The sequence below is a fragment of the Sphingopyxis sp. GW821-FHT10B01 genome, from assembly GCF_059415685.1.
This window is the reverse complement of sequence record NZ_JBWKNS010000004.1, coordinates 471448-493693: the sequence shown is the minus strand read 5'-3', so window position 1 is coordinate 493693 and position 22246 is coordinate 471448. Positions and strand designations below refer to the sequence as shown.

The 22246-nt window shown below is 64.7% G+C and carries 20 protein-coding genes, 1 tRNA gene and 1 pseudogene; 9 read left to right on the top strand and 13 right to left on the bottom strand.

Annotation, left to right across the window (positions count from 1 at the left end):
* Positions 1 to 4: 4 nt before the first annotated feature.
* The 12 genes from AC07NV_RS15080 to AC07NV_RS15025 all read right to left on the bottom strand — a co-directional run bounded on the left by AC07NV_RS15080 (position 5) and on the right by AC07NV_RS15025 (position 11868).
* Positions 5 to 1387 (bottom strand): GGDEF domain-containing protein, encoded by a 1383-nt coding sequence (locus AC07NV_RS15080; RefSeq protein ID WP_495167179.1) that lies wholly within the window; start codon positions 1385 to 1387, stop codon positions 5 to 7.
* Positions 1388 to 1644: 257 nt separating this feature from the next.
* On the bottom strand, positions 1645 to 2622 hold the full coding sequence (locus AC07NV_RS15075; RefSeq protein WP_495167178.1) for a DUF6607 family protein: 978 nt from the start codon (positions 2620 to 2622) through the stop codon (positions 1645 to 1647).
* A 23-nt stretch (positions 2623 to 2645) separates the two neighbouring features.
* Complete coding sequence (locus tag AC07NV_RS15070; RefSeq protein WP_495167177.1) at positions 2646 to 4928, bottom strand: TonB-dependent hemoglobin/transferrin/lactoferrin family receptor; 2283 nt, start codon at positions 4926 to 4928, stop codon at positions 2646 to 2648.
* Positions 4929 to 5210: 282 nt separating this feature from the next.
* Positions 5211 to 6218: a PhoH family protein gene (locus AC07NV_RS15065; RefSeq protein ID WP_495167176.1), complete on the bottom strand. Its 1008-nt coding sequence runs from the start codon at positions 6216 to 6218 to the stop codon at positions 5211 to 5213.
* A 130-nt stretch (positions 6219 to 6348) separates the two neighbouring features.
* Positions 6349 to 7686 (bottom strand): tRNA (N6-isopentenyl adenosine(37)-C2)-methylthiotransferase MiaB, encoded by a 1338-nt coding sequence (gene miaB / locus AC07NV_RS15060; protein WP_495167175.1) that lies wholly within the window; start codon positions 7684 to 7686, stop codon positions 6349 to 6351.
* A gap of 7 nt (positions 7687 to 7693) precedes the next feature.
* Positions 7694 to 8413, bottom strand: coding sequence for a lysophospholipid acyltransferase family protein (locus tag AC07NV_RS15055; protein ID WP_495167174.1), 720 nt, complete (start codon positions 8411 to 8413; stop codon positions 7694 to 7696).
* Between the two features lie 46 nt (positions 8414 to 8459).
* Entirely contained in the window at positions 8460 to 8885 is a 426-nt protein-coding gene (locus AC07NV_RS15050; protein WP_495167173.1) for a Fur family transcriptional regulator, read from the bottom strand.
* A gap of 122 nt (positions 8886 to 9007) precedes the next feature.
* Positions 9008 to 9448 (bottom strand): Ros/MucR family transcriptional regulator, encoded by a 441-nt coding sequence (locus AC07NV_RS15045; RefSeq protein WP_495167172.1) that lies wholly within the window; start codon positions 9446 to 9448, stop codon positions 9008 to 9010.
* Positions 9449 to 9556: 108 nt separating this feature from the next.
* Complete coding sequence (locus tag AC07NV_RS15040) at positions 9557 to 10039, bottom strand: GNAT family N-acetyltransferase (RefSeq protein WP_495167171.1); 483 nt, start codon at positions 10037 to 10039, stop codon at positions 9557 to 9559.
* Positions 10036 to 10653, bottom strand: a complete 618-nt coding sequence (gene tsaB, locus AC07NV_RS15035; protein WP_495167170.1) for a tRNA (adenosine(37)-N6)-threonylcarbamoyltransferase complex dimerization subunit type 1 TsaB — start codon at positions 10651 to 10653, stop codon at positions 10036 to 10038. Before tsaB ends, AC07NV_RS15040 begins: the two co-directional genes overlap by 4 nt.
* 20 nt (positions 10654 to 10673) lie before the next feature.
* A complete protein-coding gene (locus AC07NV_RS15030) occupies positions 10674 to 11267 on the bottom strand; it encodes a malonic semialdehyde reductase (protein ID WP_495167282.1) in 594 nt (197 codons plus the stop codon).
* Between the two features lie 25 nt (positions 11268 to 11292).
* Entirely contained in the window at positions 11293 to 11868 is a 576-nt protein-coding gene (locus AC07NV_RS15025; RefSeq protein WP_495167169.1) for a NifU family protein, read from the bottom strand.
* A 63-nt stretch (positions 11869 to 11931) separates the two neighbouring features.
* On the opposite strand from AC07NV_RS15025, the gene AC07NV_RS15020 reads away from it, so the two are divergent.
* The 5 genes from AC07NV_RS15020 (at position 11932) to AC07NV_RS15000 (ending at position 16415) form a co-directional block, all read left to right on the top strand.
* Positions 11932 to 12804 (top strand): hypothetical protein, encoded by an 873-nt coding sequence (locus AC07NV_RS15020; protein WP_495167168.1) that lies wholly within the window; start codon positions 11932 to 11934, stop codon positions 12802 to 12804.
* An 18-nt stretch (positions 12805 to 12822) separates the two neighbouring features.
* A tRNA-Thr gene (locus AC07NV_RS15015) sits at positions 12823 to 12898 on the top strand.
* A gap of 77 nt (positions 12899 to 12975) precedes the next feature.
* A complete protein-coding gene (locus AC07NV_RS15010; protein WP_495167167.1) occupies positions 12976 to 14355 on the top strand; it encodes an amidohydrolase family protein in 1380 nt (459 codons plus the stop codon).
* Complete coding sequence (locus AC07NV_RS15005) at positions 14345 to 15472, top strand: dipeptidase (RefSeq protein ID WP_495167166.1); 1128 nt, start codon at positions 14345 to 14347, stop codon at positions 15470 to 15472. The genes AC07NV_RS15010 and AC07NV_RS15005 overlap by 11 nt, the downstream gene beginning before the upstream one ends.
* Positions 15465 to 16415: an ornithine cyclodeaminase family protein gene (locus AC07NV_RS15000; RefSeq protein ID WP_495167165.1), complete on the top strand. Its 951-nt coding sequence runs from the start codon at positions 15465 to 15467 to the stop codon at positions 16413 to 16415. Before AC07NV_RS15005 ends, AC07NV_RS15000 begins: the two co-directional genes overlap by 8 nt.
* 19 nt (positions 16416 to 16434) lie before the next feature.
* Here the strand turns inward: AC07NV_RS15000 and manD are convergent, their stop codons facing one another.
* Entirely contained in the window at positions 16435 to 17643 is a 1209-nt protein-coding gene (gene manD, locus AC07NV_RS14995) for a D-mannonate dehydratase ManD (protein WP_495167164.1), read from the bottom strand.
* A gap of 96 nt (positions 17644 to 17739) precedes the next feature.
* On the opposite strand from manD, the gene AC07NV_RS14990 reads away from it, so the two are divergent.
* The 4 genes and pseudogenes from AC07NV_RS14990 to AC07NV_RS14975 all read left to right on the top strand — a co-directional run bounded on the left by AC07NV_RS14990 (position 17740) and on the right by AC07NV_RS14975 (position 22245).
* Positions 17740 to 18498 carry a FadR/GntR family transcriptional regulator gene (locus AC07NV_RS14990; RefSeq protein WP_495167163.1) on the top strand — a complete coding sequence of 253 codons (759 nt, stop codon included), beginning with the start codon at positions 17740 to 17742 and terminating at the stop codon, positions 18496 to 18498.
* Positions 18499 to 18526: 28 nt separating this feature from the next.
* Entirely contained in the window at positions 18527 to 19927 is a 1401-nt protein-coding gene (gene uxaC, locus AC07NV_RS14985; protein ID WP_495167162.1) for a glucuronate isomerase, read from the top strand.
* Positions 19924 to 21285, top strand: coding sequence for a mannitol dehydrogenase family protein (locus tag AC07NV_RS14980; RefSeq protein ID WP_495167161.1), 1362 nt, complete (start codon positions 19924 to 19926; stop codon positions 21283 to 21285). The genes uxaC and AC07NV_RS14980 overlap by 4 nt, the downstream gene beginning before the upstream one ends.
* An 87-nt stretch (positions 21286 to 21372) precedes the next feature.
* A pseudogene (locus tag AC07NV_RS14975) lies at positions 21373 to 22245 on the top strand (ROK family protein).
* Position 22246: the final 1 nt, after the last annotated feature.

The following is a 22246-nucleotide window of genomic DNA, read 5'->3' as shown; positions in this document are numbered from 1 at the left end:
GCGATCAAGCGGCGGTGTGCACCCTCGTTCGGTTGCGACCGCTTTGCTTTGCTTCGTAGAGCGCAGCGTCGGCGGCCGCCGCCAAGGTCGTCACATCGCCACTATCGACATGGTCGATATGACCGACCCCTATACTGACGGTCACACGGCCGTTTGGCGCGGGCGATGGCAGGTCGAGCCGTTCGATGGCGGAGCGCATCGTTTCCGCGAACATCTCCGCCTGTTCCTGTGTAACCGCGGGCAGGATAGCGGCGAATTCCTCACCACCATAGCGCACCACGACTTCCGATCCGCGGGTTGCACACGCCGCTAGCGCCTGCGCCACCTCGTGCAGCCGACCATCTCCGACCGGATGGCCAAACGCGTCGTTCAGCAGCTTGAAATGGTCGATGTCGATCATCAGCAGCGCGAGCCCCTGCCCCGTACCTCGCGCACGCGTCCATTCGCGGCGCAGGCTTTCGTCAAAACGCCGCCGATTTCCGAGGCCGGTCAACTGGTCGATCAGGGTCAACCGTTCAAGCCGGTCATGCGCGTCAAGGCCGCGCACCTGCACGAAGATGGTGCGCATGCCATAACCGAGGATGGCGCCCGCACAGCCCGCCATCGCATGGGCGGGGTCGGTGCGGACGAGAAACGCCGAAACCATCAGCAGCATCGCGGGAAGGATCAGCGGCCCGCCGACCCGCACCGCTTGTTCGAACGCGCGCGAGGCCGTGGGCGACGCGCCGCCGTCTGTCACGGGTGCATCAAGCGCCACCCCGGCGAGGATCAGGAACGGCAGCGCGATCGCAAGGTCGGGCCAGTGGCCGTAATATATGTCGGAATGCAGGTGATTGATGAACGCGGCGGTTGCCAGATACAGCAGCGCAAAGATCGCAAGACCGCGGAAAAATCGCCGCCGCGCCGGGAGGGTGCTCGTATGAAAGCGGATCAGCGCGAAGAGCATGACGAACAGATTTTCGATGTCGAACATCAACCGCAAATTGACGACATTCTCTGGGCTGGCGTCCGCCATCGTCGCGAAAGCAAAGGTGTGGCGAAAAAAGAGGTAGCCGAGCCCGAGCCCAAGCGCCGCGTCGATCGAGCGCACCTGCCATTGCTCACGTTCGGGCACAGCAAGGACAAGGATGATGGGGACGCCGTATAATATGAAGAGCAGCATGCTGAGCGCGCCAACGCCCGACCAGCTTCCGAGTATGAGACCGGCGTAAAGATTGCCCGCCATGCCGCCAGCCCAGAGCAGCATCGCAAGCGCAACCGCCCCCCACCCCCTCGCAAACCCGCTCCGCCGTGCGGCATAAAGACATGCAGCGGCGGCCATCAGCGGCGCGACGGTGAGGAAGATGAGCGAGACCAGCCACGCGTGCGCGCCGCTTACGGCCAGCAACACGCCATGCAATACAACGAAAAGGAGCGGCAGCAGCACAACCGGCAAGCGCGATCCGCCAGCCCGCCAAGGCGCGGGCTTCGAACTTCTGTCCTGTTGGCCGGAAAAGGGCATCTTCGCTCCAATACGCGATTGGGCAAAGCTTAGCATCCGGCAGTTTGTAAATTATCTCACGTCGGCGTGCGCGATGGCGGCCATAAAATGGGGGGCGGCCCTCGCGAGCCACCCCAGTTTCGGGCTTCACATGGTGAAGATCTTCAAAGCTTGCGCGTGTTCGTTTCGATGAGCCTCTTCGCCTCGGCGATGGCTTTTGCCGTGGTCAGCTTCTTTTCCTGAACCTCGTCGGCCATTTCGAGCAGGCGTCCGCTGATGACGGTGCCGGTGTCGGCCTTTTCGTCGATCGCGATGCCCCCCTTGGTCGCCGCGACACGGTCCCATTCGGCGCGTACCGCAGCCCAATAATCCTTGGTCGCCGCCCAATAATTGTCGGCGGCCTTCACGTCATATTGGTCGTATTTGATATAGGTGTTGAGGACATATTCCTGGACGATCGGCACCAGCTTGCCATCCTTCGTCCCCATCTTGGTATTGTCCTGCCAGTGGACCCAGCCGTCGGGCGAAGGCTGGTGACGGTTGATCGACAGGTAACGGTCATAAACAGGATTGCGCACCGCATCGCGGCGCGCGAGCGGGCGCCACGTCCAGTTCGAGCGCCAGCGGCGGACGCCGCCCTGCGTTTCGAACTGGCCCCAGCCGCCATAACGCGGGCTGTCGTCGACCTGATAGACGGTCTGCGACCAGCGGCCGGTGCGCATCTTTTCAGGCACATCTTCCCACGTCCATGCGTTGCGGTCCGAATAGACGAGCAGCTTCGCGGGCTCATATTCCCAATCCTGCCGCCAATGCTTGATGATCATGCTCTTGTCGTCGTCGCCGGTGATGACGAGCATGTGCTGCAGGATGATCTTGCGGCCGCTATCCTCGATTACGCGCACGACCTCGTTGCCGCCCGAACGCTTGGGCTCGAGGATTTCGTAGTTCGGATCCCAGCGCGTCGACTCCTGCATGTTGAAGCTGACGCGATAATTGCCCGCCATGGCGAGGATGTCGGCGCGGTCCTGTTCGAAGCTGGCGGCGGCGGCTTCGGCGGCGATCGGCGGGTGGGCCGAGGCGACGACGGGCAGCGCGGCGGTGAGCAGCAACAGGCTGGCGACAATTTTGCGGTATGTTTTCATCGGTGCAGTCCTTCTGTTTTCTTTTAGAAGCGAAAGCTGAGCGACACGCTCGCGTTGCGGCCGGGCTGGGTATAGGCGTCGGCGATCGTCTCGATCGGCAGGGTCCGGCCGCCGATCAGCACCGTGTTGGCGAGGCCGCGCGCGTCGCTCCACCAGCTGTATTTCTTGTCGAGGATGTTGAAGACCCCGCCGCGCAACGTCAGCCCCTCGGTGATGCGGAGATAAGCGGTCGCATCGAGGATGGTGAAATCGTCGGGCCGGTAGCCGCCGTTCGTCCGCGATGCTTCCTTGCGGGCGCTGTGCGTCATGATCAGCTGACCGCCGAAACGCCCCTGCGGCTGACGGTAACCGATGCCGGCGACGAGCTTGAGCGGATCGATCGATTCGAGCGGCGAGCGCACGCCATCGGGGTCGATCACGTCACCCTTCGCATAGGATAGGGCGAGCGTCGTATACAGGCCGGACGACGCTCGCCCCTCGAACCGCGCCTCGGCTCCTTTGACCCGGACGCGATCGAGATTCACGAATTGGAAGATAGCGGGATCGTTTGGCAGGAAATTGCCGCTGACCTGTTCTTGGCTGATGAAATCCTTGTAGCGCGCGGAGAAACCCGTGACGTCGAGGCTGATCGCATCATTGGAAAAGCGGATGCCGCCCTCGAAGCTTTCGCTGCGTTCGGGGCCAAGATCGGGATTGGGGATCGAGGTGTAGCCCGACGCGATGTTCGAGAAGAACTGGTTGACCTGTCCCGGTTCGGGCGCCTTGAAGCCGGTCGCATAATTGGCGAACAGGCGGACCTCGTCGGTGATCTTCCACACCGCACCGAATTTCGGCGAGACGCGCGAGCCGTCCTGCTTGGCGCCCGCAAAGGTCGGCAGCAGCGGGTCGTTGTCGGGCGACAGATCGTACCAGTCGAAGCGCAGCGCCGGATAGAACAGCAAGCGGCCATCGGCGACGGAGATTTCGTCGCCGACGAACAGACCGGCGCGGGTGAAGTCGGTGGTCGGGAAAGCGCGCGTCGGATAGGTCTCGCCAAATGGCGGAACAGTACCGTCGCGCAGCCCGCGCTGGCGCGTCTTGCTGATATCGCCGCCAAAGACGAGGCGGTGGGTGATCGCGCCGGTGACGAAATCGGCGCGTGCATCGGCAGACGCGCCGATCACGCGGTTTTCGAAAGTATTGAGGCGCGTGCGGTCGGCGGCTGGGGTGCGATCCTCTTCGGTATATTGATTGTCCTCGCCGTCCTGCCAGTACAGCGCGACGCGGGCGAAATCGATCGCACCTTCGCCTTCCCAACTCCAGTCGAGCGAGACGCGCTTGCGTTCGCCGGTATCGAAGCCTTCGAGGCGGTCGACGCTGGCGGTGACGACGCCTTGCGCGTTGCGCGTCGCGGTCACCCCGGTCAGACCGTTGGTGTAGAGATCGGTGTCGAGATATTCGCCGGTCAGGCGGATCTTGTGGCCGTTCGCGGGATCGTAGACGATTCGCGCCAGCACGGCGTTCGAGTGGCCGTCCTGCGGATTGGGAAGCGTGCGCAGCGGGCCGGTGCCTGCATCCTTGCCCGACGTACCGGTCGGCGTGACACCGCCGGCGACATTGCCCTTGTTGTCGAGTTCCTTGTAATCGCGGCGGGTGTAGGCGGCCATCACCGACCAGTCGCCGCTGCGTCCCGCAAGGATCGCGGTTTCGCTGAACTCCTCGTCGGCGCTGCTATAGCCGGCGCGGAGAAGGCCGCCGACATTTTGGCCCGGCTTGAGGAAATCGACGGGGTCCGAGGTGATGAAACTGACCGCGCCGGCAAGGCCGTCGCTGCCGTAGAGCGCCGACGACGGGCCGCGCAGGATTTCGACCGACTTCACCAGACCGAGGTCGACATAGTCGCCGCGACCCGCCGCCTGGGCGCCGAAGGTGAAGCCGTCGGGGACGCGCACGCCCTCGACCTGCACAAGCACCCGGTTACCCCCGATGCCGCGGATGTTGAAGCTGTCGTTACCCGCACGGCCCGTCGTGCCGAGGGCCGCGCCGAAGCGCGCTGGCTGACGCTGAACGCTGACGCCGGGTTCGAAGCGGACGAGGTCGCGGATATCGGTGACGAGTTCGTCGGCGATCTGCTCGTCGCTCTTGACGGTAACCGTGACCGGGACGTCCTCGGCCTTCACCGCGGTGCGCGTCGCGGTGACGACGATCTGGTTCTTGCGCGCCACCCAATAGTCGCCGTCATTGTCCTGCGCAAAGGCCGGCGCGGCGGTCGCAGCGAGCGCGAGGCCCAGCGCGGTGCCTGCGGCAAGGCGGGATACAGACGGCAAACGTTGGATGTTCAATTTTCTTCCCCTGAATGGTTGCGACTGACTCGCAATAGCGTCGCCCTAGGCGCGCATTTTCAGGGGGTCAATATGCTATTGCGAATCGTTCTCGAAAAATGATTGGGAAATTTGAAGAAAAAGATCCTCCCTATCGCGCAGCGATGGGGAGGTGGCAGCGCGGCGCGCTGACGGCGGGGTATGACGTGACGTCGAAATCCCTCCCCACTCATCTACGGTGAGCGGTCCCCCTCCCCATGGCTTCGCCACAGGGAGGATCTTTGAGACTTAAGCCCCCGGCCCTTCATAGGCATCGACGATCCGCCCGACGATCGGGTGGCGGACGACGTCGGCGCTGGTGAAATAGCTGACGTTGATGCCCTCAACCCCCTGCAACCGGTTAACCGCGTCGGCGAGCCCCGAACTCGCGGGGATGGGTAAATCTACCTGTTTAGGGTCGCCGCACACGACCATGCGGCTGTTCGCGCCGAAACGCGTCAGGAACATCTTCATCTGCGGGATCGTCGTATTCTGCGCCTCGTCGAGGATGATGAAGGCATCGGCGAGCGTCCGCCCGCGCATGAAAGCGAGCGGCGCGATTTCGATTTCTGCGCTCGCAATGCGGCGCTCGACCTGTTCGGCGGGCAGGCAATCGTGCAGCGCATCGTAAAGCGGCCGCAGATAGGGATCGACCTTTTCCTTCATATCGCCGGGCAGGAAGCCGAGCTTTTCGCCCGCCTCGACCGCGGGGCGCGAGAGGATGAGGCGCTGGACGCTGCCGGTGATGAGCTGCGCGACGGCTTGCGCGACCGCGAGATAGGTCTTGCCGGTGCCCGCCGGCCCGAGTGCGAAGATGATGTCGTCGCGCGCGAGCGCCTGCATATAGGGAACCTGCGACGGCGCGCGCGGAACGATCGTCTTTTTCCGCGTCCGGATCATGATCGGCGGCGCTTCGCTGGCGTCGTGGCGGATGATGCCTTCCAGCGTCGGCTGCGCCGACAGCGCGATCACCCCGTCAACCATACCGCTGTCGACCTCCTGCCCCTGTTCGATGCGATTGTAGATATCGACGAGCACGTCGCGCGCGCGCGCGGCGGATTCGGCTTCACCCTCGATCTGCACGCGGTTGCCGCGCGCCGAGATATAGACCCCGAGGCGATTTTCGATGGCAACGAGGTTGCGGTCGAATTCCCCGAACAAAATGCCCAATAGCTGCGTTCGCTCGAATTCCGCGGTCAGTCGGACGCGGTCGCCGGGTTCGGCGGGAGAGGCGGCGGTCAGCGGGCGTTTCGACACGTGGGCAAGGCTCCTTCAATCGAGAATAGGACTGTACTCCCGCCAAGGCGGGAGTCCATCTCCTGGTCATGCGGAATTCGACGGAAGGAGACGGAGTGTGTCTTCGCGGAGACAGCTTCCGCCTGTCGCACTAGGCGACCTCTTCCATCAGCGCTTCGGCGCCCAGGCTGTTTGGCCCCGCCGAGACGACGCGCACGTCGACCATGTCGCCGATCTTGAGCCCCGGCGCGATAACATGCACCGACTGGAGCCAAGGCGACTTGCCGATGAGCTGACCCTCGAGCTTGCCCTTGCGTTCGAGGAGGAGGCGCGTCGTGCGGCCGACGAGTCCGGCGTTGAACGCCTGCTGTTGCTCATTGAGCAAGGCCTGCAAACGCTGGAGACGCTCGTTCAGTACCGCTTCGTCGATCTGGTCGTCCATGGTCGCCGCGGGGGTGCCAGGGCGTCGCGAATATTTGAAGCTGTACGCCATCGCGTAATTGGTCGCGCGGACGATATCGAGGGTCGCCTCGAAATCGGCGTCGGTCTCGCCCGGAAAACCGACGATGAAGTCGCCCGAGATCGCGATGTCGGGACGAACCGCCCGGACGCGCTCGATAACGCGAAGATATGAGTCGACGCTGTGGCTGCGGTTCATCACCGCGAGAACGCGATCGCTGCCCGACTGCACCGGCAAGTGAAGGAACGGCATCAGCTTGTCGATTTCGCCATGCGCGGCGATCAACCCCTCGGTCATGTCGTTGGGATGGCTGGTCGTATAGCGGATCCGTTCGAGCCCGTCCTCGCGCGCCAGTTCGCGGATCAGGCCGTCGAGGCCGACCATCCTGCCGCGCTCGTCCTCGCCATCCCATGCGTTGACGTTCTGGCCGAGAAGGGTGATTTCACGCGCGCCGCCCGCGACCAATGCGCGCGCCTCGGCGATCAGGTCGGCGAAGGGCCGGCTGATTTCGGCGCCGCGGGTATAGGGCACGACGCAATAGGTGCAGAATTTGTCACAGCCTTCCTGAACGGTCAGGAAGGCTGTCGGGCGCTGGCCGCCGGCACGTTTGGGCAGCGCGCCGAACTTGCTCTCCGCGGGCATGTCGAGGTCGACGGCCTTTTCGCCGCGCGCGGCGCGGGCAATCAGATCGGGCAGGCGATGATAGGCCTGCGGGCCGACGACGACGTCGACGGTCGGCGCGCGGCGCGCGATCTCGGCGCCCTCGGCCTGCGCGACGCAGCCCGCGACCGCGATCGTCGGGCGGCTGCCGTCGGCACGCTTCAGCCGGCCGATGTCCGAATAGACTTTCTCGGCCGCCTTTTCGCGGATGTGACACGTATTGAGCACGACGAGGTCGGCGTCTGCCCCGTCGGCCGCTGCAACATAGCCCTCGGCGCCCAGCATCTCGGCCATGCGCTCGCCGTCATAGACGTTCATCTGGCAGCCGAAGGATTTGACGTGGAATGTTTTTGGAGAGTCGGACTTCATCGGCGCGCTATAGGCGATGCGCGGCGCCGGCGGAAGGGCGGGCGGTTTCGGCCATCCGGTCGGCTATCTTCACGCGCGCAGCTTCGGCCAGCAGCTTGCGATCGCTCTCGACGACATCGGGCAGCGGGTCGAGATAATGAAGGGTAAGATGGATCGGGCGTTTACGCGCGAGCAGGCGTTTGAAATTGTCGAGCCCGGATTCGGGATCGAGCCAAGCGATGTCGTTCGCTTCCGGGCCGTAATCGAGGAACACCGGCTGCACCCTCAAATTGGGCGGCGTCGGAATAATCGCCTGGAACAGCGAGGCGCGGAACGGCAGCAGCCCGTCGCCTGGGCCGGTCGTCCCTTCGGGAAACAGCGTCACCGGCCGCCCGCGCGCGAGCGCGGCGCGCAGGCTATCGGCCTGGTTGTGGATGTCGCGCCGCGCTTCGCGCTGGACATAGATGGTGCTGTTCTGGTCGGCGAGCCAGCCGACGAGCGGGGTCGTGCCGACTTCGGCCTTCGACACGAAAGCCGAACGCGCCGCGCCGCCAAGCGCGAGGATGTCGAGCCAGCTGACATGGTTCGACACGAACAGGACATTGCGCCGCAACCGCGTGCCCGTGGTCCGGATGCGGAGGCCGGCGATCCAGCCGGCGGCGTTGAGAAACGCCATGACCATCGGCGAAGGACGGCCAACGGCGCGGTAGAGCAAGTGCGGGACGATCAGGAAAAGCAGCGCCAACACCAGCAGAGTGAGGCGAGCGACCGTTCGCCAGGTAATCGAGGCGCGATCAGTCGCGCTTGCGATCGATGGCGACACCATAAAGCTCCATACGATGGTCGACGAGGCGGAAGCCCAGCCGTTCGGCGATGACCTTTTGCAACGCCTCGAGCTCGGGATCGACAAATTCGATCACCCTGCCTGTTTCGACGTCGATCAGATGATCGTGATGCGCCTCGGGCGCGGCTTCGTATCGCGAGCGTCCGTCGCCGAAATCGTGGCGATCGAGAATGCCCGCTTCTTCGAACAAGCGGACGGTGCGGTAAACAGTAGCGATCGAAATGCCGCTGTCGATCTTCGACGCCCGCTCATAGAGCGTTTCGACGTCGGGATGATCCTCCGAATCCGAGATCACACGCGCAATAATGCGGCGCTGCTCGGTGATGCGCAGCCCCTTTTCATGGCACAATGCTTCAAGATCGATATTACCGGACATGCGGACCTTTCCTGCAGATGCAGCCGTGTCTTTGTTATGACCTCTGTATAGGGTCGCGCTGGCGATAGGACAAGGGCGGCACCCTCGTTGCCGCCCTCTCCCGCCTGTTCAGCCTGTCGGCTTCACGCTTTGGTTTTGGGCTTCGGCTTGCGCCCGCCGCCGCGGCCCTTGGTACCAAGGCCGATTTCCTTCGCCAGCGCGCGGCGCTTTTCGGCGTAGTTCGGCGCAACCATCGGATAATCGGCGGGAAGACCCCATTTGGCCCGATAATCATCGGGGGTCATGCCATAATGCGTCATCAGATGGCGGCGCAGCATTTTCAGCTTCTTGCCATCCTCAAGGCACACGATGAAATCGGGCTTCACCGATGTGCGGATCGAAACCGCCGGCACCAGCTTTTCTTCGACGACCGGCTCGCTTCCCAGACCCGACAATGCGGCATGCACATTGTTGATCAGCAGGGAGAGATCCGAAATGGCGACGCTGTTGTTGCTGACATGTGCCGCGACAATGTCTGCGGTCAGCGTAACGAGCATCTCATTGGTATCGGCTTGTTCGGACATGAGACTATTCCTTGTTATATGTACCCAGAAGAAGGAATGACGAATATTGGATTTGTTCTTTCGCCGCCGGGATTACTGCCACTTTGGATGGAATTCCGCAATGACCGATCAACCGGCGTTGCTGTCCCGATTCGACTTCCGCATTGTAATGGCGTCGCGCACCACGCCATCGCTGCCGCGATAATAAGCGGGACGACGGCCGCATTCAGAAAAGCCCGCCTGCCCGTAAAGGTGAATTGCGTCATTATCGGCACGCATTTCCAGAAAATAATCGTCGGCGCCCTGCTCGCTCGCCCAATTCTGCCAGTCATCCATCAATAACGCACCAATACCGCGCGCGCGGAAGAGCGGATCGACGGCGAGCAGCAACAATTCACTTTCGGGTCCGGCGATGCGCGCGGCCGAAAAACCGCACGCCTGCTCGCCCTCCCACGCAAGGCACACCCGCGCCGAGGGCAGCGCGAACAGGGTGAGCAACTGTGCGCCGCTCCACGCCTCGCCATAGGCGGGTTCGAAAGCCGCATCCATCACGCGCATCGCGGCGGCGAGATCGCCGACGCGCGCCGTGGCAAGGCGGATCGGCCCCGTCATGCCGGCGCCATCGGCTTGGCGTCGGGCGCGCGGCCATAGATCGGGCTGGGCCGGTCGATCAACGCCGCATGCGGCAATCGCAAAAACCCGCGCGCGTCGGGAAGCGTCGGCAGCGCATGTCCCGAGCCGCGGCGCGCAACAAAAGGTTCGGCCCGATTGCCCACGACAAGTTCGTCGGCAAGCAGAACAGCGTCGTCGGGCAGCAGCGAGCGGAACTCGGCACGCGGCGACAGGTCGGCGGCAAACGGCTGGACAAACCACTGGCCGTGGCCGCCTTCCATCACCACAAGCGCCCCACCGGCCGCCGCGATATCGTCGGCAGCAACCGCAGCGACCAGCGCAAGCGTCGAAAAGCCCTGCACAGGCACCTGCCAGCCCAGTGCGAGGGCGCGCGCCGCCGCAACGCCGATGCGCACCCCGGCAAAGCTGCCCGGCCCGCATCCGGCGACGATGATATCGGCGCGGCCACCGTCCGCAAGCTCGGCGATTAACGGAACGAGACGTTCGGCATGGCCGCGCCCGATGATTTCGTGGCGATAGTCGAGGATCGCCCCTTCCTCCAGCAGCGCCACCGAGCAGGCCTCACTCGCCGAATCGATAACCAGGTGCCGCATGAAGAAAGGCGCAGGCCCGCTCAGACGATGCTGTTGAAGCGCGCGAAGTCCGGGCGCGGACTGCGCTCGAAGATGCTGGCCGGATCGCCATAGCCGAGGGTCGAGATGAAATTGCTCTTCACATGGGGTTGGTCGGCGAAAAAGGCTTCGTCGACGCCCGCATTATTGAATCCCGACATCGGTCCGGTATCGAGCCCGAGGGCGCGCGCGGCAAGAATGAAATAGCCGCCCTGCAGGCTGGAATTACGAAAGGCGGTCGTTTCGGCCAGCGCTTCGTTACCGACGAACCAGCTGCGGGCATCGGCGTGAGGAAAAAGGTCGGGCAGATTTTCGTAGAATATATTGTCGGTCGCGATGATCGCGGTCACCGGCGCCTTGAGTATCTTTTCGGCGTTGGCCGGGAGGGCAAGCGCTGCGAGCTTTTGTTTCGCCTCGTCGGTCACGCACCAGACGACCCGCGCCGGCAGACTGTTCGCGCTGGTCGGGCCGAACTTCGTCAGATCCCAGATCGCGTGCAGCTGTGCTTCCGATACCGGCTTGTCGAGATAACCGTTATAGGTGCGCGCGGCACGGAACAACTGGTCGAGGGCGCTGTCGGAAAGCGGCTCGCTCATCATATAGTCTCCTGGATCTGGGTGGTCAGACGGCGTGGACCGCCGTTACTTCGGGTACATAATGTTTCAGGAGCGACTCAATGCCATTCTTCAACGTCGCGGTCGAGGAAGGACATCCCGCACACGCGCCCTGCATCTTCAGATAGACATTGCCCTTGTCAAAGCCGCGATAGACGATGTCGCCGCCATCGTTAGCGACCGCAGGCCGGACGCGGGTTTCGATCAATTCCTTGATCTGGTCGATGATGTCGGCGTCGGCAGGATCGTCGGCAAAACCGGCCTCATCCTCGGGCGGAACCGAAAAACCCGCGCTCGCCGTGTTGAACAACGGTACGTCGGCAAGAAAATGATCCATGACGATACCGAGCACGTCGGGTTTCGCATCGCTCCATTCGGCGCCGGGCGCGATCGTCACCGACACGAAATCGCGGCCGAAGAAAACGCCGGTTACGTCGCCAAGCGAGAAAAGCGCGCTCGCGAGCGGCGACGCCTCGGCCTCTTCGGGGCTGGCAAAATCGCGAGTTCCCGCGTCCATCACCGCCCGGCCGGGCAGGAATTTGAGCGTCGCGGGATTGGGCGTCGATTCGGTTTCGATCAGCATGGGGTCCATGTGGGGCGGAGCGAGGCTTTGTGCAAGACGACATGCATGCGCTAAAGCCCGTCGATGCGCCGTTTCACTCATTTCGCCGCACTCGACTGGTCCGGCGCCCGCGGTGCAAGGCAGCGCGGGATTGCGCTCGCAGTCGCCAGCGACGCGGCGGCGCCCGCACTGGTGCGGCCAGGGCATGTCTGGTCGCGGGCCGAGATCCTCGACTGGCTGGAGGGCGTCGCTGCGGCGGGTGAGGACATGCTGATCGGCTTCGATTTTTCGGCCGCCTTCGCCTTTGCCGACCGCGCGGCCTATTTTCCCGAGTGGGTAGAGAGCCCGCCCGATATCCCCGCGCTCTGGTCGCTCGTCGAACGACTCGCCATCGACGATCCGCATTATGAGGTTGGCGGATTTCTGGCGCACGCCGAAGCGCGGCGGCACTTTCGCCTTGCCGGCGGCGATGTCGGCGACCTGTTCGCGCCCGGCGCCGGGCGGCTGCGCATTGTCGAACAGCATCAGCGGACGACGAAACAGGCGGCGAGCGTCAGCAACTTCAACCTTGTCGGCGCGGCGCAGGTCGGCAAGGCGAGTCTCGCGGGAATGCGCCTGCTCCACCGGCTGCACGATCGCATACCGCTCTGGCCGCTCGATCCCGTGCCCGCGCGGGGGCCACTGCTCGTCGAAACTTATACCAGCCTTGCCGCGCGCGCTGCGGGCCTGCCGCCCGGGCGCAGCAAGATCCGCGACGGCTCGGCGCTCGACATGGCGCTCGCGGCGCTTGGCTCGCCGGGGTGCGGCCTGGCGGGGCCAGTTAGCGACCATGCGAGCGACGCGCTGCTCACCGCCGCCTGGCTCCGCGCTATCGCGTCAGGCCCGGCACCCTGGAACCCCGCGCCGCTCGACGACACATTGGCGCGAACCGAAGGCTGGACCTTTGGCATTATTTGAAGCAAAGGGCGCGGGTGCGCCGGCTTAGCTCAGTTGGTAGAGCACCTGATTTGTAATCAGGGGGCCACGGGTTCGAATCCTGTAGCCGGCACCACGCACTCTCCCCGATATTTCCCGGCACGGTCTTCTCGGCGATTGCGGACGTGAAATGAGGCGGCTAGCCACGGGCGCATGATTGCTGACCGCTCACGCTCGCCCGCCCTGTTCGGCGCCATTCGTTTTCTGGGCCTTGCGGCATCGCTGATCGTGGCAGCACCGTCTTATGCTGCCGAACCGGTTCTATATGCGAATGTCACGGTCATCGACGGGACCGGCAGCCCGGCGCGGCTGAAGCAGGACATTCTGGTCGATGGCGAGCAGATCGTGGCCATCGGCGCGCACGACAGCCTGAACGGTCAGGCCGGCACCGCGCGCAGGGTCGATCTCGCCGGACGCTTCATTATCCCCGGGCTGATCGACAGCCATGTTCACCTTGCGACGCCGCCCAACCGGATGCGCGCCGAAGCAATCTTGCGCCGGCAGCTTTACGGCGGCGTCACCGCGGTCCGCGACATGGCCGACGATCTGCGCGCTGTCGGCGACCTGGCGCGCGCCTCGCTGGTCGGCGAGATTATCGCGCCCGACATCTATTATGCGGCACTGATGGCGGGGCCGCCCTTTTTCGAGGACCCCCGCGTCCTGTCGGTCAGCCGCGGCTTTGCGCCGGGCACAGCGCCATGGATGCAGGCGATCGACAAAAAGACCGATTTGCGCACCGCGGTCACGCTCGCGCGGGGCACCTCGGCCAGCGCGATCAAAATCTATGCCGATTTGCCTGCCGAGCGTGTCAGGGCGATCACCGCGGAAGCACATCGACAGAAGCTGATGATCTGGGCGCATAGCGCGATCTTCCCGGCCCGCCCGGCCGAGGTCATCGCCGCGGGCGCCGATGTGATCAGCCATGTCTGCTATCTGGGCTATGAGGCGCAGCCCAAAATGCTCGAAGCCTATGAGGACCGCACGCCGGTCGATGAGGCCTTTCTTGCAAAAACGGGCGATGATCCGGTTGTCGCCCGCCTTTACAGCGCGATGCAAAAGCACGGCACGATCCTCGATGCGACCGGCAGCCTGTTCGTCAAGTTCGAGGCCGAGCGCAAGGCCGATCCGAAAGCGAAACCTTTGCGCTGCAGCGGTGCGCGAACGGTCCGCCTGACGCAGCAGGCGTGGCGCGCGGGCATCCCGATTTCGACCGGCACCGACTATGTCAATCCGGCGGGCGACGCATGGCCCGAAGTGCATGCCGAACTGCGTTATCTGGCGCACGACGTCGGCATGTCCCCGCTCGCCGTCATCCATTCGGCGACCCTCGTCGGCGCGCGCGCGGCGGGCCGGGACAAGGACATGGGGTCGATCGAGCCCGGCAAGCTGGCGAATTTCGTCGTGCTGACCGCGGACCCGATCGCCAACATCGACAATATCGAACGCATCGAAATGACGGTGAAGCGCGGCCGCGAATATCGGCGCGCCGATTTCACGCCTCCAACGAAAAAGGAATTGGGTGATGACGATTGACCGGCGCGCGATGATCGCAGGCGCGGCGGGGCTCGCCGCGACGTCGCTGCTACCCTCGGCAGCGTGGGGGGCCGCAGGGCCCGACAGCCGGAAATGGGTGATCGTCAACGCGCTCGGCGGGCTGGCCGATCCCAATCTGCGCGACACCCCCGCCGACCCCTTTTCGCCGCGTGTGCTCGCCGAGGCCCATGCCTCGGGGGTCACCGCGATCAACTGCACCTTCGGTTATGTCGCGGGCCCCGCAGAACCGTTCGAGAAGAGCGTCGCCGACGTTGCCGAGATGGACATGCTGCTGCGCCGCTATCCGCGCGACCTGACCAAGATATTGAGCGTCGCGGACATCCGCCGCGCCAAGGCCGAGAAGAAGATCGGCCTCATCTATGGCTTTCAGAATGGCGCGATGATGGGCAAGGACCCGGCCCGCGTCGACATCTTCGCCAACCTCGGCGTACGCATCTTCCAGCTCACTTATAATCCCGCCAACATGCTCGGCGATGGATCGATGGCGCCCGACAATCGCGGCCTCACCGCCTTCGGGCGCGAAGTCGTCGCGCGGCTCAACGCGCAGAAAATGATCGTCGACCTGTCGCACAGCGGCGAGAAGACCTGCCTCGAAGCGGCGCACGCCTCGACCGCGCCAATCTCGATCAACCACACCGGCTGCCGCGCGGTCACCGACCTGCCGCGCAACAAAACCGATTCCGAATTGCGGCTCGTCGCCGAAAAGGGCGGCTTTGTCGGCATCTATTTCATGCCCTTCCTCAACATATCGGGTCACGCCCGCGCCGAAGATGTCGTCCGCCATATCGATCATGCGGTGAATATATGCGGCGAAGATCATGTCGGCATCGGCACCGACGGTCTGGTGACTCAGATCGACGATCTGGAGGCCTATGCCGCGGTCCTCGCGAAGGAGATCGCCGAGCGCCGCGCCGCGGGGATCAGCGCCGCCGGCGAACGGCCCGACACTTATCCTTTCGTCGTCGACCTGCGCGGGCCCGATCAGTTCCGCAAGCTCATCGGCCTGCTTGCCGCGCGCGGTTATTCGAGCGGCCGGATCGAGAAGATCATGGGCCTGAATTTCCTCCGCCATGCCGAAAGTGTCTGGGGTGGCTGATCCGATCCGCTTCATCGATGCAGCAGAGGTAACCCGCCGCCTGCCCCACGACGTCTGCATAGCGTTGATGCGTTCGGCGATGATCGCGCTCGCCGAAGGGCGAAGCCAGCAATTGCTGCGCGGGATCATCGAGCTGGGCGGCGGCGATCTGTTCGGGGTCATGCCCGGCGCGCTCGATGGTGCAGGCTTTGGCGCGAAAATCATCAGCATCTTTCCCGCCGCCGCTGCCCATAGCGGCTCGCATCAGGGCGTGATCATCCTGTTCGACCGCGCGAACGGAGCGCCGGTTTGCGTCATCGATGCCGGCGAAGTCACCGCGATCCGGACCGCAGCGGCTTCGGCTGCCGCGACCGATGCGCTCGCACGCGCCGACGCCCGCCACCTCGCCATCGTGGGGACCGGCGAGCAGGCCTGGCATCATGTAGCCGCCATTCGCCATGTCCGTCCGCTGGACGAAGTGCGCGTCTGGGGTCGTTCGCCGGGCCGGGCGCTCGATCTGGTCGATCGCATCGCCGGCGATCTCGGCCTCGCCGCCCATGTCGCCGCCACGGTTGCGGAGGCCGCGAAGGATGCCGACATCATCTGCACGCTGACCGGGGCCGCCGACCCCATATTGCTGGACAGCCATGTATCGGACGGCACCCATATCAACGCCGTCGGGTCGAGCCGCGCCGGGCCATCGGAAATCGACGCCGCGCTCGTCGCGCGGGCGCGATTTATTCCCGATCATCGCGAGGGCGTGCTCGCGCAAGGCGCCGAATATCTGAACGCGCGCGAAGCCGGGCTGGTCACCGAGGTGCATGTCCTGCCCGAGATTGGCCATGTGTTTTCAGGCGCTGCGCCGGGCCGCATCGCCGCATCCGACGTCACCATCTACAAGTCATTGGGGTCGATCGTGCAGGATCTTGCCTCGGCCGCCTATCTCTGGAAACCGCCCGCGTAACGCGGCCGCGTGAGACGGCTCACCAGTTCCACATCGTCCCGTCTTCCAGCCGCGCGACGGGAAGATAGGCGGGCTTATAGGGATATTTTGCCGCGAGCGCCTCGTCGATATCGACACCGTGCCCCGGCGTTTCGCCGCAGAATAGCTCGCCCTTTTCGAAACGATAGTCATGCGGGAAAACCGCGTCGGTCTCCTCGCTATGGCGCATATATTCCTGAATACCGAAATTGGGCACCCATGTGTCGAAGTGCAGCGCGCAGCCCATCGTCACCGGCGACAGGTCGGTCGCACCGTGGCAGCCGGTACGGATCTGGTAGAGGCTGGCCAGGTCGGCGATGCGGCGCAAATGGGTCAGCCCGCCCGCACCCACGACGGTCGCACGGATATAGTCGATCAGCTGGTTCTGGATCAGGTCCTTCGCGTCCCAGATCGTGTTGAAAATCTCACCAACCGCAAGCGGGGTGATCGTATGCTGGCGCACCAGCTTGAACGCCTCCTGATTTTCCGCCGGCGTGCAATCTTCGAACCAGAACAGCTGGCAGGGCTCGAGCATCTTGCCGAGGTTCGCCGCTTCCTGCGGCGTGTAGCGATGGTGGCCGTCATGCAGCAAATGAGGACCGAATCCATAGGTCTTGCGCAATTCCTCGAACAGCTTCGGCACATAGTTCAGCGCCTTGCGCGTATCCCAGCCGGTTACCGAGGGAAGCGACGCGTCGGCGGGCTCATAATAAAGCTTGCCGCGCCCGACCCCATAGGCGTCCTTGATGCCCGGCACGCCGGTCTGCGCCCGCACCGCCTTATATCCCATGTCCAGATAATGGCCGACCGCATCGACGGTCTCGGCGATGTCGCCGCCATTGGCATGGCCATAGACCATGATGCCGTCGCGGCTGCGGCCGCCAAGCAGATCGTATAGCGGCATCCCCGCCATCTTGGCCTTGATGTCCCATAGCGCCATGTCGACCGCGGCGATCGCGCGCATGGTCACCGGCCCGCGCCGCCAATAGGCCCCGCGATAGAGATATTGCCAGATATCCTCGATCCGCCGCGGATCCATGCCGATCAGACAGGGAATCACATGCTCTTCGAGATAGGCGACGACCGACAGTTCGCGGCCGTTGAGCGTCCCGTCACCGATCCCGTAAACGCCCTGATCGGTGAAGATCTTGAGCGTGACGAAATTGCGGCCGGGACTGGTGACGATCACCTTGGCGGATTCGATCTTCATGGCATGACCTGTGCAAAAGGCGGGAGCGCCGCAGTATCTGTTGACCAGCACGCATCAACCTGTCAACATAATTGGTAAGGCCAATCAGGAGCAACGATGACCGCGGCAGAAACAAAGGGCCAGGACCGGCTCTATCAGGATCTGGCGCGCCAGCTTGTCGAGGAGTTGGCGCGCGGCGCCTTTGCCGTCGGCGCACGGCTTCCCGCCGAGCGCGAACTGGCCGCGCGCTACAATGTCAGCCGCCCGACCGTTCGCGAAGCGATGATCGCGCTCGAAGTGCAGGGCCTGATCGAGGTTCGCGTCGGGTCAGGTGCCTATGTGCGCAGCCTCCCCGGCACCGACCGGGTCGGCGGCTTCAACGTCAGCGCGTTCGAACTGACCGAGGCGCGGCTGATGTTCGAAGGCGAAGCGGCGGCGCTCGCTGCGACGCAAATCAGCGACGAGGAAATCGAGGACATCGCGCGCCTCGTTGCCGGGATCGCGGACGAAAACCGCGAACCGGGCGGCGCCGAACGCGCCGACCGCGCGTTTCACCTCGCGATCGCGCGCGCAACCCGCAACATGGCGATCCACGACGCGATCGAGCGACTGTGGGACATCCGCTCGAATTCGCCCGAAGCCGCGCTGCTCCATGCCAAGGCGCGCACCGCCAACATCAAGCCCGTCGTCGACGAGCACCGCGCGATCCTCGACGCCCTGCGCGCACGCGACCCCGCCGCCGCGCGCGCCGCGATGCGCAATCATCTCACGCAGGTTATCGACAGCCTGCTGTTCGCGATCGAGGAGCAGCAGATCGAGGCCGCGCGGCAGGCGGCGCAGGCGCACCGCGATCGCTATTCGCGCGCCACGGCGTGACCGCGCCTCGCCAAGAAGGACAATCGCGATGACCCGCCCGCTCCTGCTCCACCCCGACCGGCTGTTCCCCGCAGAACCCGGCGCCCGCGCACTGGCGCGCGAGCTTCACGCCGCGATCGAACATCTGCCAATCCTCAGCCCGCACGGCCACACCGACCCGTTGTGGTTTGCCGGCAATGCTCCGTTCGGCAACGCCTCCGAACTGCTGCTGCAACCCGATCACTATGTCTTCCGGATGCTATACTCGCAGGGCTTCGCGCTCGAGGCGCTGGGGATCGGCAATCCCGACTATGATCCGCGCGCGGCCTGGCGGCTCTTCGCCGAAAATTATCATCTGTTCCGCGGCACCCCGTCGCGCCTGTGGCTCGACTGGGTGTTCGCCGAGGCGTTCGGGCTCGACCTCCGCCTCGACGCCGCGACCGCCGACCTTTATTTTGACCATATCAACGCAGCGCTCGCCACCGACGCCTTTCGCCCGCGCGCGCTGTTCGAGCGCTACCGGATCGAGGTCATCGCGACGACCGAAAGCCCGCTCGACACGCTCGAACATCATGCCGCAATCCGTGACAGCGGCTGGGACGGGCGCGTCATTACCGCCTATCGCCCCGACCCGGTCGTCGATCCCGATTTCGAGGGGTTCCGCGGTAACCTGCGGCGCTTCTCCGACCTGACCGGCGAGGATTGCCTTTCGTGGCCGGGCTATCTTGCTGCGCACCGCCAGCGCCGTGCCTTCTTCGCGGCGATGGGCGCGACGAGCAGCGACCATGGGCACCCGACCGCGCGGACTGCAGACTTGGCACCACAAGAAGCCGAGGCGCTGTTCCGCAAGGTGAGCTGCGGCGTTTTCACCGCCGACGAAGCCGAACTATTCCGCGCCCAGATGCTCACCGAAATGGCGGCGATGAGCGTCGAAGACGGGCTGGTGATGCAGCTCCATCCCGGCAGCTTCCGTAACCATAATGCCGAGGTCTTTGCGCGTTACGGCCGCGACAAGGGCGCCGATATTCCGATGCGCACCGATTATGTGCACGCGCTCAAGCCGCTCCTCGACCGTTTCGGCAACGACGCCCGCCTGTCGCTCATCCTCTTCACGCTCGACGAGACGAGCTATGCCCGCGAACTGGCGCCGCTCGCCGGCCATTATCCCTGCCTCCGCCTCGGCCCCGCCTGGTGGTTCCACGACAGCCCCGAGGGGATGCGCCGCTTCCGCCGCATGTGCACCGAGACCGCGGGCTTCTACAATACGGTCGGCTTCAACGACGACACGCGCGCCTTCCTCTCGATCCCGGCGCGGCACGATGTCGCGCGCCGCGTCGACTGCGGCTTCCTTGCCGAACTCGTCACCGAACACCGGCTCGAGGATTGGGAGGCGGCCGAACTCGCCGTCGACCTCGCCTATGGTCTCGCAAAGCGAGCCTATAAGCTGTGAGGCTGTCGGAGGCGACGGTCGCGCAGCTCGACGCGGCGGTCGAACGGCCGGGCTATGACCGCCGCGCGCAGGCGATCGGTATTGTCCACCTCGGCATCGGCGCCTTCCACCGCGCGCATCAGGCTTGGTACACCGACCGCGCGATGACGAACGGCGACCGCGACTGGGCGATCGCGGGTGTGTCGATGCGCTCGGTCGACGTCGCGGACCAGATGGTGCCGCAGGATGGGTTCTACACCGTCAGCGAACGCGCGGCCGGTGCCACGCGCATGCGGCTCGTCGGGTCGGTCCGCAAGATCTTCGTCGCGCCGCGCGACCCCACCGCCGTGATCGACCGGATTGCCGCGTCCGAAACGCGCATCGTCACGCTGACGGTCACCGAAAAAGGCTATTGCCGGGCGCCGGACGGCGAACTCGATCCCGCGCGGGCAGGGGAGACGAGCCTCTACGCGCTCCTCGCCGCTGCGCTGCGCCGCCGGCACGACGCCGGCCTTCCCGGCCTCACTCTGCTCTCGTGCGACAATCTGTCCGACAATGGCGGCGAACTCGCGCGCCTGATGGCCGCCTATGTGGCGCAGTACGACCCGGCGCTGCTCGGCTGGTTCGAGCGCGAATGCGCCTGCCCTTCGACGATGGTCGACCGCATCGTGCCCGCAACGACCGACGCCGACCGCGCCGAACTCACTGCGCGTATCGGCATCGAGGATGCCGCGGCCGTCGTCACCGAACTGTTCAGCCAGTGGGTGATCGAGGATCGCTTTGCCGGTCCGCGTCCGGCGTGGGAAGCGGTGGGCGCCGAACTGGTCGCGGATGTCCGTCCCTATGAAACGGCAAAGCTGCGGATGCTGAACGGCGCCCATTCGGCGCTTGCCTATATCGGGCTCGCGCATGGCCACACCCATGTCCACGAGGCGATCGCAGATCCTGCGATCGCGCCACTGATCGAACGGCTGATGCGTGCCGAAGCTGCGCCGACAATCGCGGCCGCGTCGGCGCAGGATCTGGACAGCTATGCCGCAGCGCTGCTCGATCGCTTCGCCAATCCCGCGCTCCGCCACCGGCTCATCCAGATCGCCGCCGACGGCAGCCAGAAAATCCCCCAGCGCTGGCTGGAAACGCTGGCGGCGAACCAGCGTATGGGACGCAGCTGCCCGGCGATCCTCGCGGGCATCGCCGGCTGGATTGCCCATCTGCGCGGTGCGAACGGTGCGGTCGACGATCCGCGTGCCGAGGCGCTGACAACCGCGGTTCGCGGCCCCGATGCTTTTGCAGCGCTTTTCGGTCCGGCGGGATTGCTCACCTCACCATGGATCCCGGAACCCGCCGACGCCGCAAAGGTCGCCCTGTCCGACGGCTGAGCCCGCCGCTCGCAAACCATTGTCATCGCCCCGCTTCTCGCCCATTCAGATCGGCATTGGGCCCGGCTGGTCAGGATCATTCTGGGAATGGACGGAAAAATCGCACTGATCGAGGCGGGTGGGACGAAATTCATCGTCGGCGTCGGTGACGCATCGCGCCGGATTCACGCGCGGACACGCATCGACACGGTCGTCCCCGAACAGACGATTCCCGCAGCGATCGCGTGGCTGCAGGAACAGGAGACAGACTATGCCGCGGTCGGTATCGCGTCCTTCGGGCCGCTCGACCTCGACCAGGCCTCGCCGACATGGGGACATATCACGCGCACGACCAAGCCCCATTGGAGCGATACCGACATCGCCGGGCCGTTCGGCCGCGCGCTGAATTGCCCGGTCGCGATCGATACCGACGTCAATGGCGCCGCGCTGGCCGAATGGATGTGAGGGGCGGGTCAGGGAACGAACGCGTCCCTCTATTTGACGGTCGGGACCGGCGTCGGCGGCGGCGCGGTCGTCAGGGGCCGGCTGATCCATGGCGTCAGCCATCCCGAGATGGGGCATATCCGTATGCCGCGCCACCCCCTCGATACGGGTTTCGTGGGGCACTGTCCCTTTCACGGCGATTGCCTCGAAGGCCTCGCCGCCGGTCCTTCGATCGTTGCCCGCTGGGGGGCATCGCTGTCCGAAATGCCGGCCGATCACATCGGGCACCAGATGATCGCCTGGTATCTCGCGCAGGCGGCCGCGACCTTTCAGGCGACCCTCGAACCCGCACGTATCATCCTCGGCGGCGGCGTGATGGGAACACCGGGCCTGATGGAACGCGTCCGTGCCGAGGCGGTTGCCGCATCGAACGGCTATTTCGCCGGCGACCCCGAAAAGCTGATCGTATCGCCCGCCTTGGGTGACAATGTCGGCCTACTCGGCGCGCTGGCGCTGACGCAGATCGAAAGCGTCTGAC

What these genes read in the sequence shown, in the direction of transcription:
- AC07NV_RS15025 (WP_495167169.1), bottom strand. Translation starts at nt 11,868, where the DNA reads ATGCTGATCGAAACCGAATCGACGCCCAATCCCGCGACGCTCAAATTC.
- tsaB (WP_495167170.1), bottom strand. Translation starts at nt 10,653, where the DNA reads ATGCGGCACCTGGTTATCGATTCGGCGAGTGAGGCCTGCTCGGTGGCG.
- AC07NV_RS15045 (WP_495167172.1), bottom strand. Translation starts at nt 9,448, where the DNA reads ATGTCCGAACAAGCCGATACCAATGAGATGCTCGTTACGCTGACCGCA.
- AC07NV_RS14990 (WP_495167163.1), top strand. Translation starts at nt 17,740, where the DNA reads ATGACCGCGGCAGAAACAAAGGGCCAGGACCGGCTCTATCAGGATCTG.
- AC07NV_RS15020 (WP_495167168.1), top strand. Translation starts at nt 11,932, where the DNA reads ATGCGCCGTTTCACTCATTTCGCCGCACTCGACTGGTCCGGCGCCCGC.
- miaB (WP_495167175.1), bottom strand. Translation starts at nt 7,686, where the DNA reads ATGAAGTCCGACTCTCCAAAAACATTCCACGTCAAATCCTTCGGCTGC.
- AC07NV_RS15030 (WP_495167282.1), bottom strand. Translation starts at nt 11,267, where the DNA reads ATGAGCGAGCCGCTTTCCGACAGCGCCCTCGACCAGTTGTTCCGTGCC.
- AC07NV_RS15040 (WP_495167171.1), bottom strand. Translation starts at nt 10,039, where the DNA reads ATGACGGGGCCGATCCGCCTTGCCACGGCGCGCGTCGGCGATCTCGCC.
- AC07NV_RS15050 (WP_495167173.1), bottom strand. Translation starts at nt 8,885, where the DNA reads ATGTCCGGTAATATCGATCTTGAAGCATTGTGCCATGAAAAGGGGCTG.
- AC07NV_RS15010 (WP_495167167.1), top strand. Translation starts at nt 12,976, where the DNA reads ATGATTGCTGACCGCTCACGCTCGCCCGCCCTGTTCGGCGCCATTCGT.
- uxaC (WP_495167162.1), top strand. Translation starts at nt 18,527, where the DNA reads ATGACCCGCCCGCTCCTGCTCCACCCCGACCGGCTGTTCCCCGCAGAA.
- AC07NV_RS15075 (WP_495167178.1), bottom strand. Translation starts at nt 2,622, where the DNA reads ATGAAAACATACCGCAAAATTGTCGCCAGCCTGTTGCTGCTCACCGCC.
- AC07NV_RS15005 (WP_495167166.1), top strand. Translation starts at nt 14,345, where the DNA reads ATGACGATTGACCGGCGCGCGATGATCGCAGGCGCGGCGGGGCTCGCC.
- manD (WP_495167164.1), bottom strand. Translation starts at nt 17,643, where the DNA reads ATGAAGATCGAATCCGCCAAGGTGATCGTCACCAGTCCCGGCCGCAAT.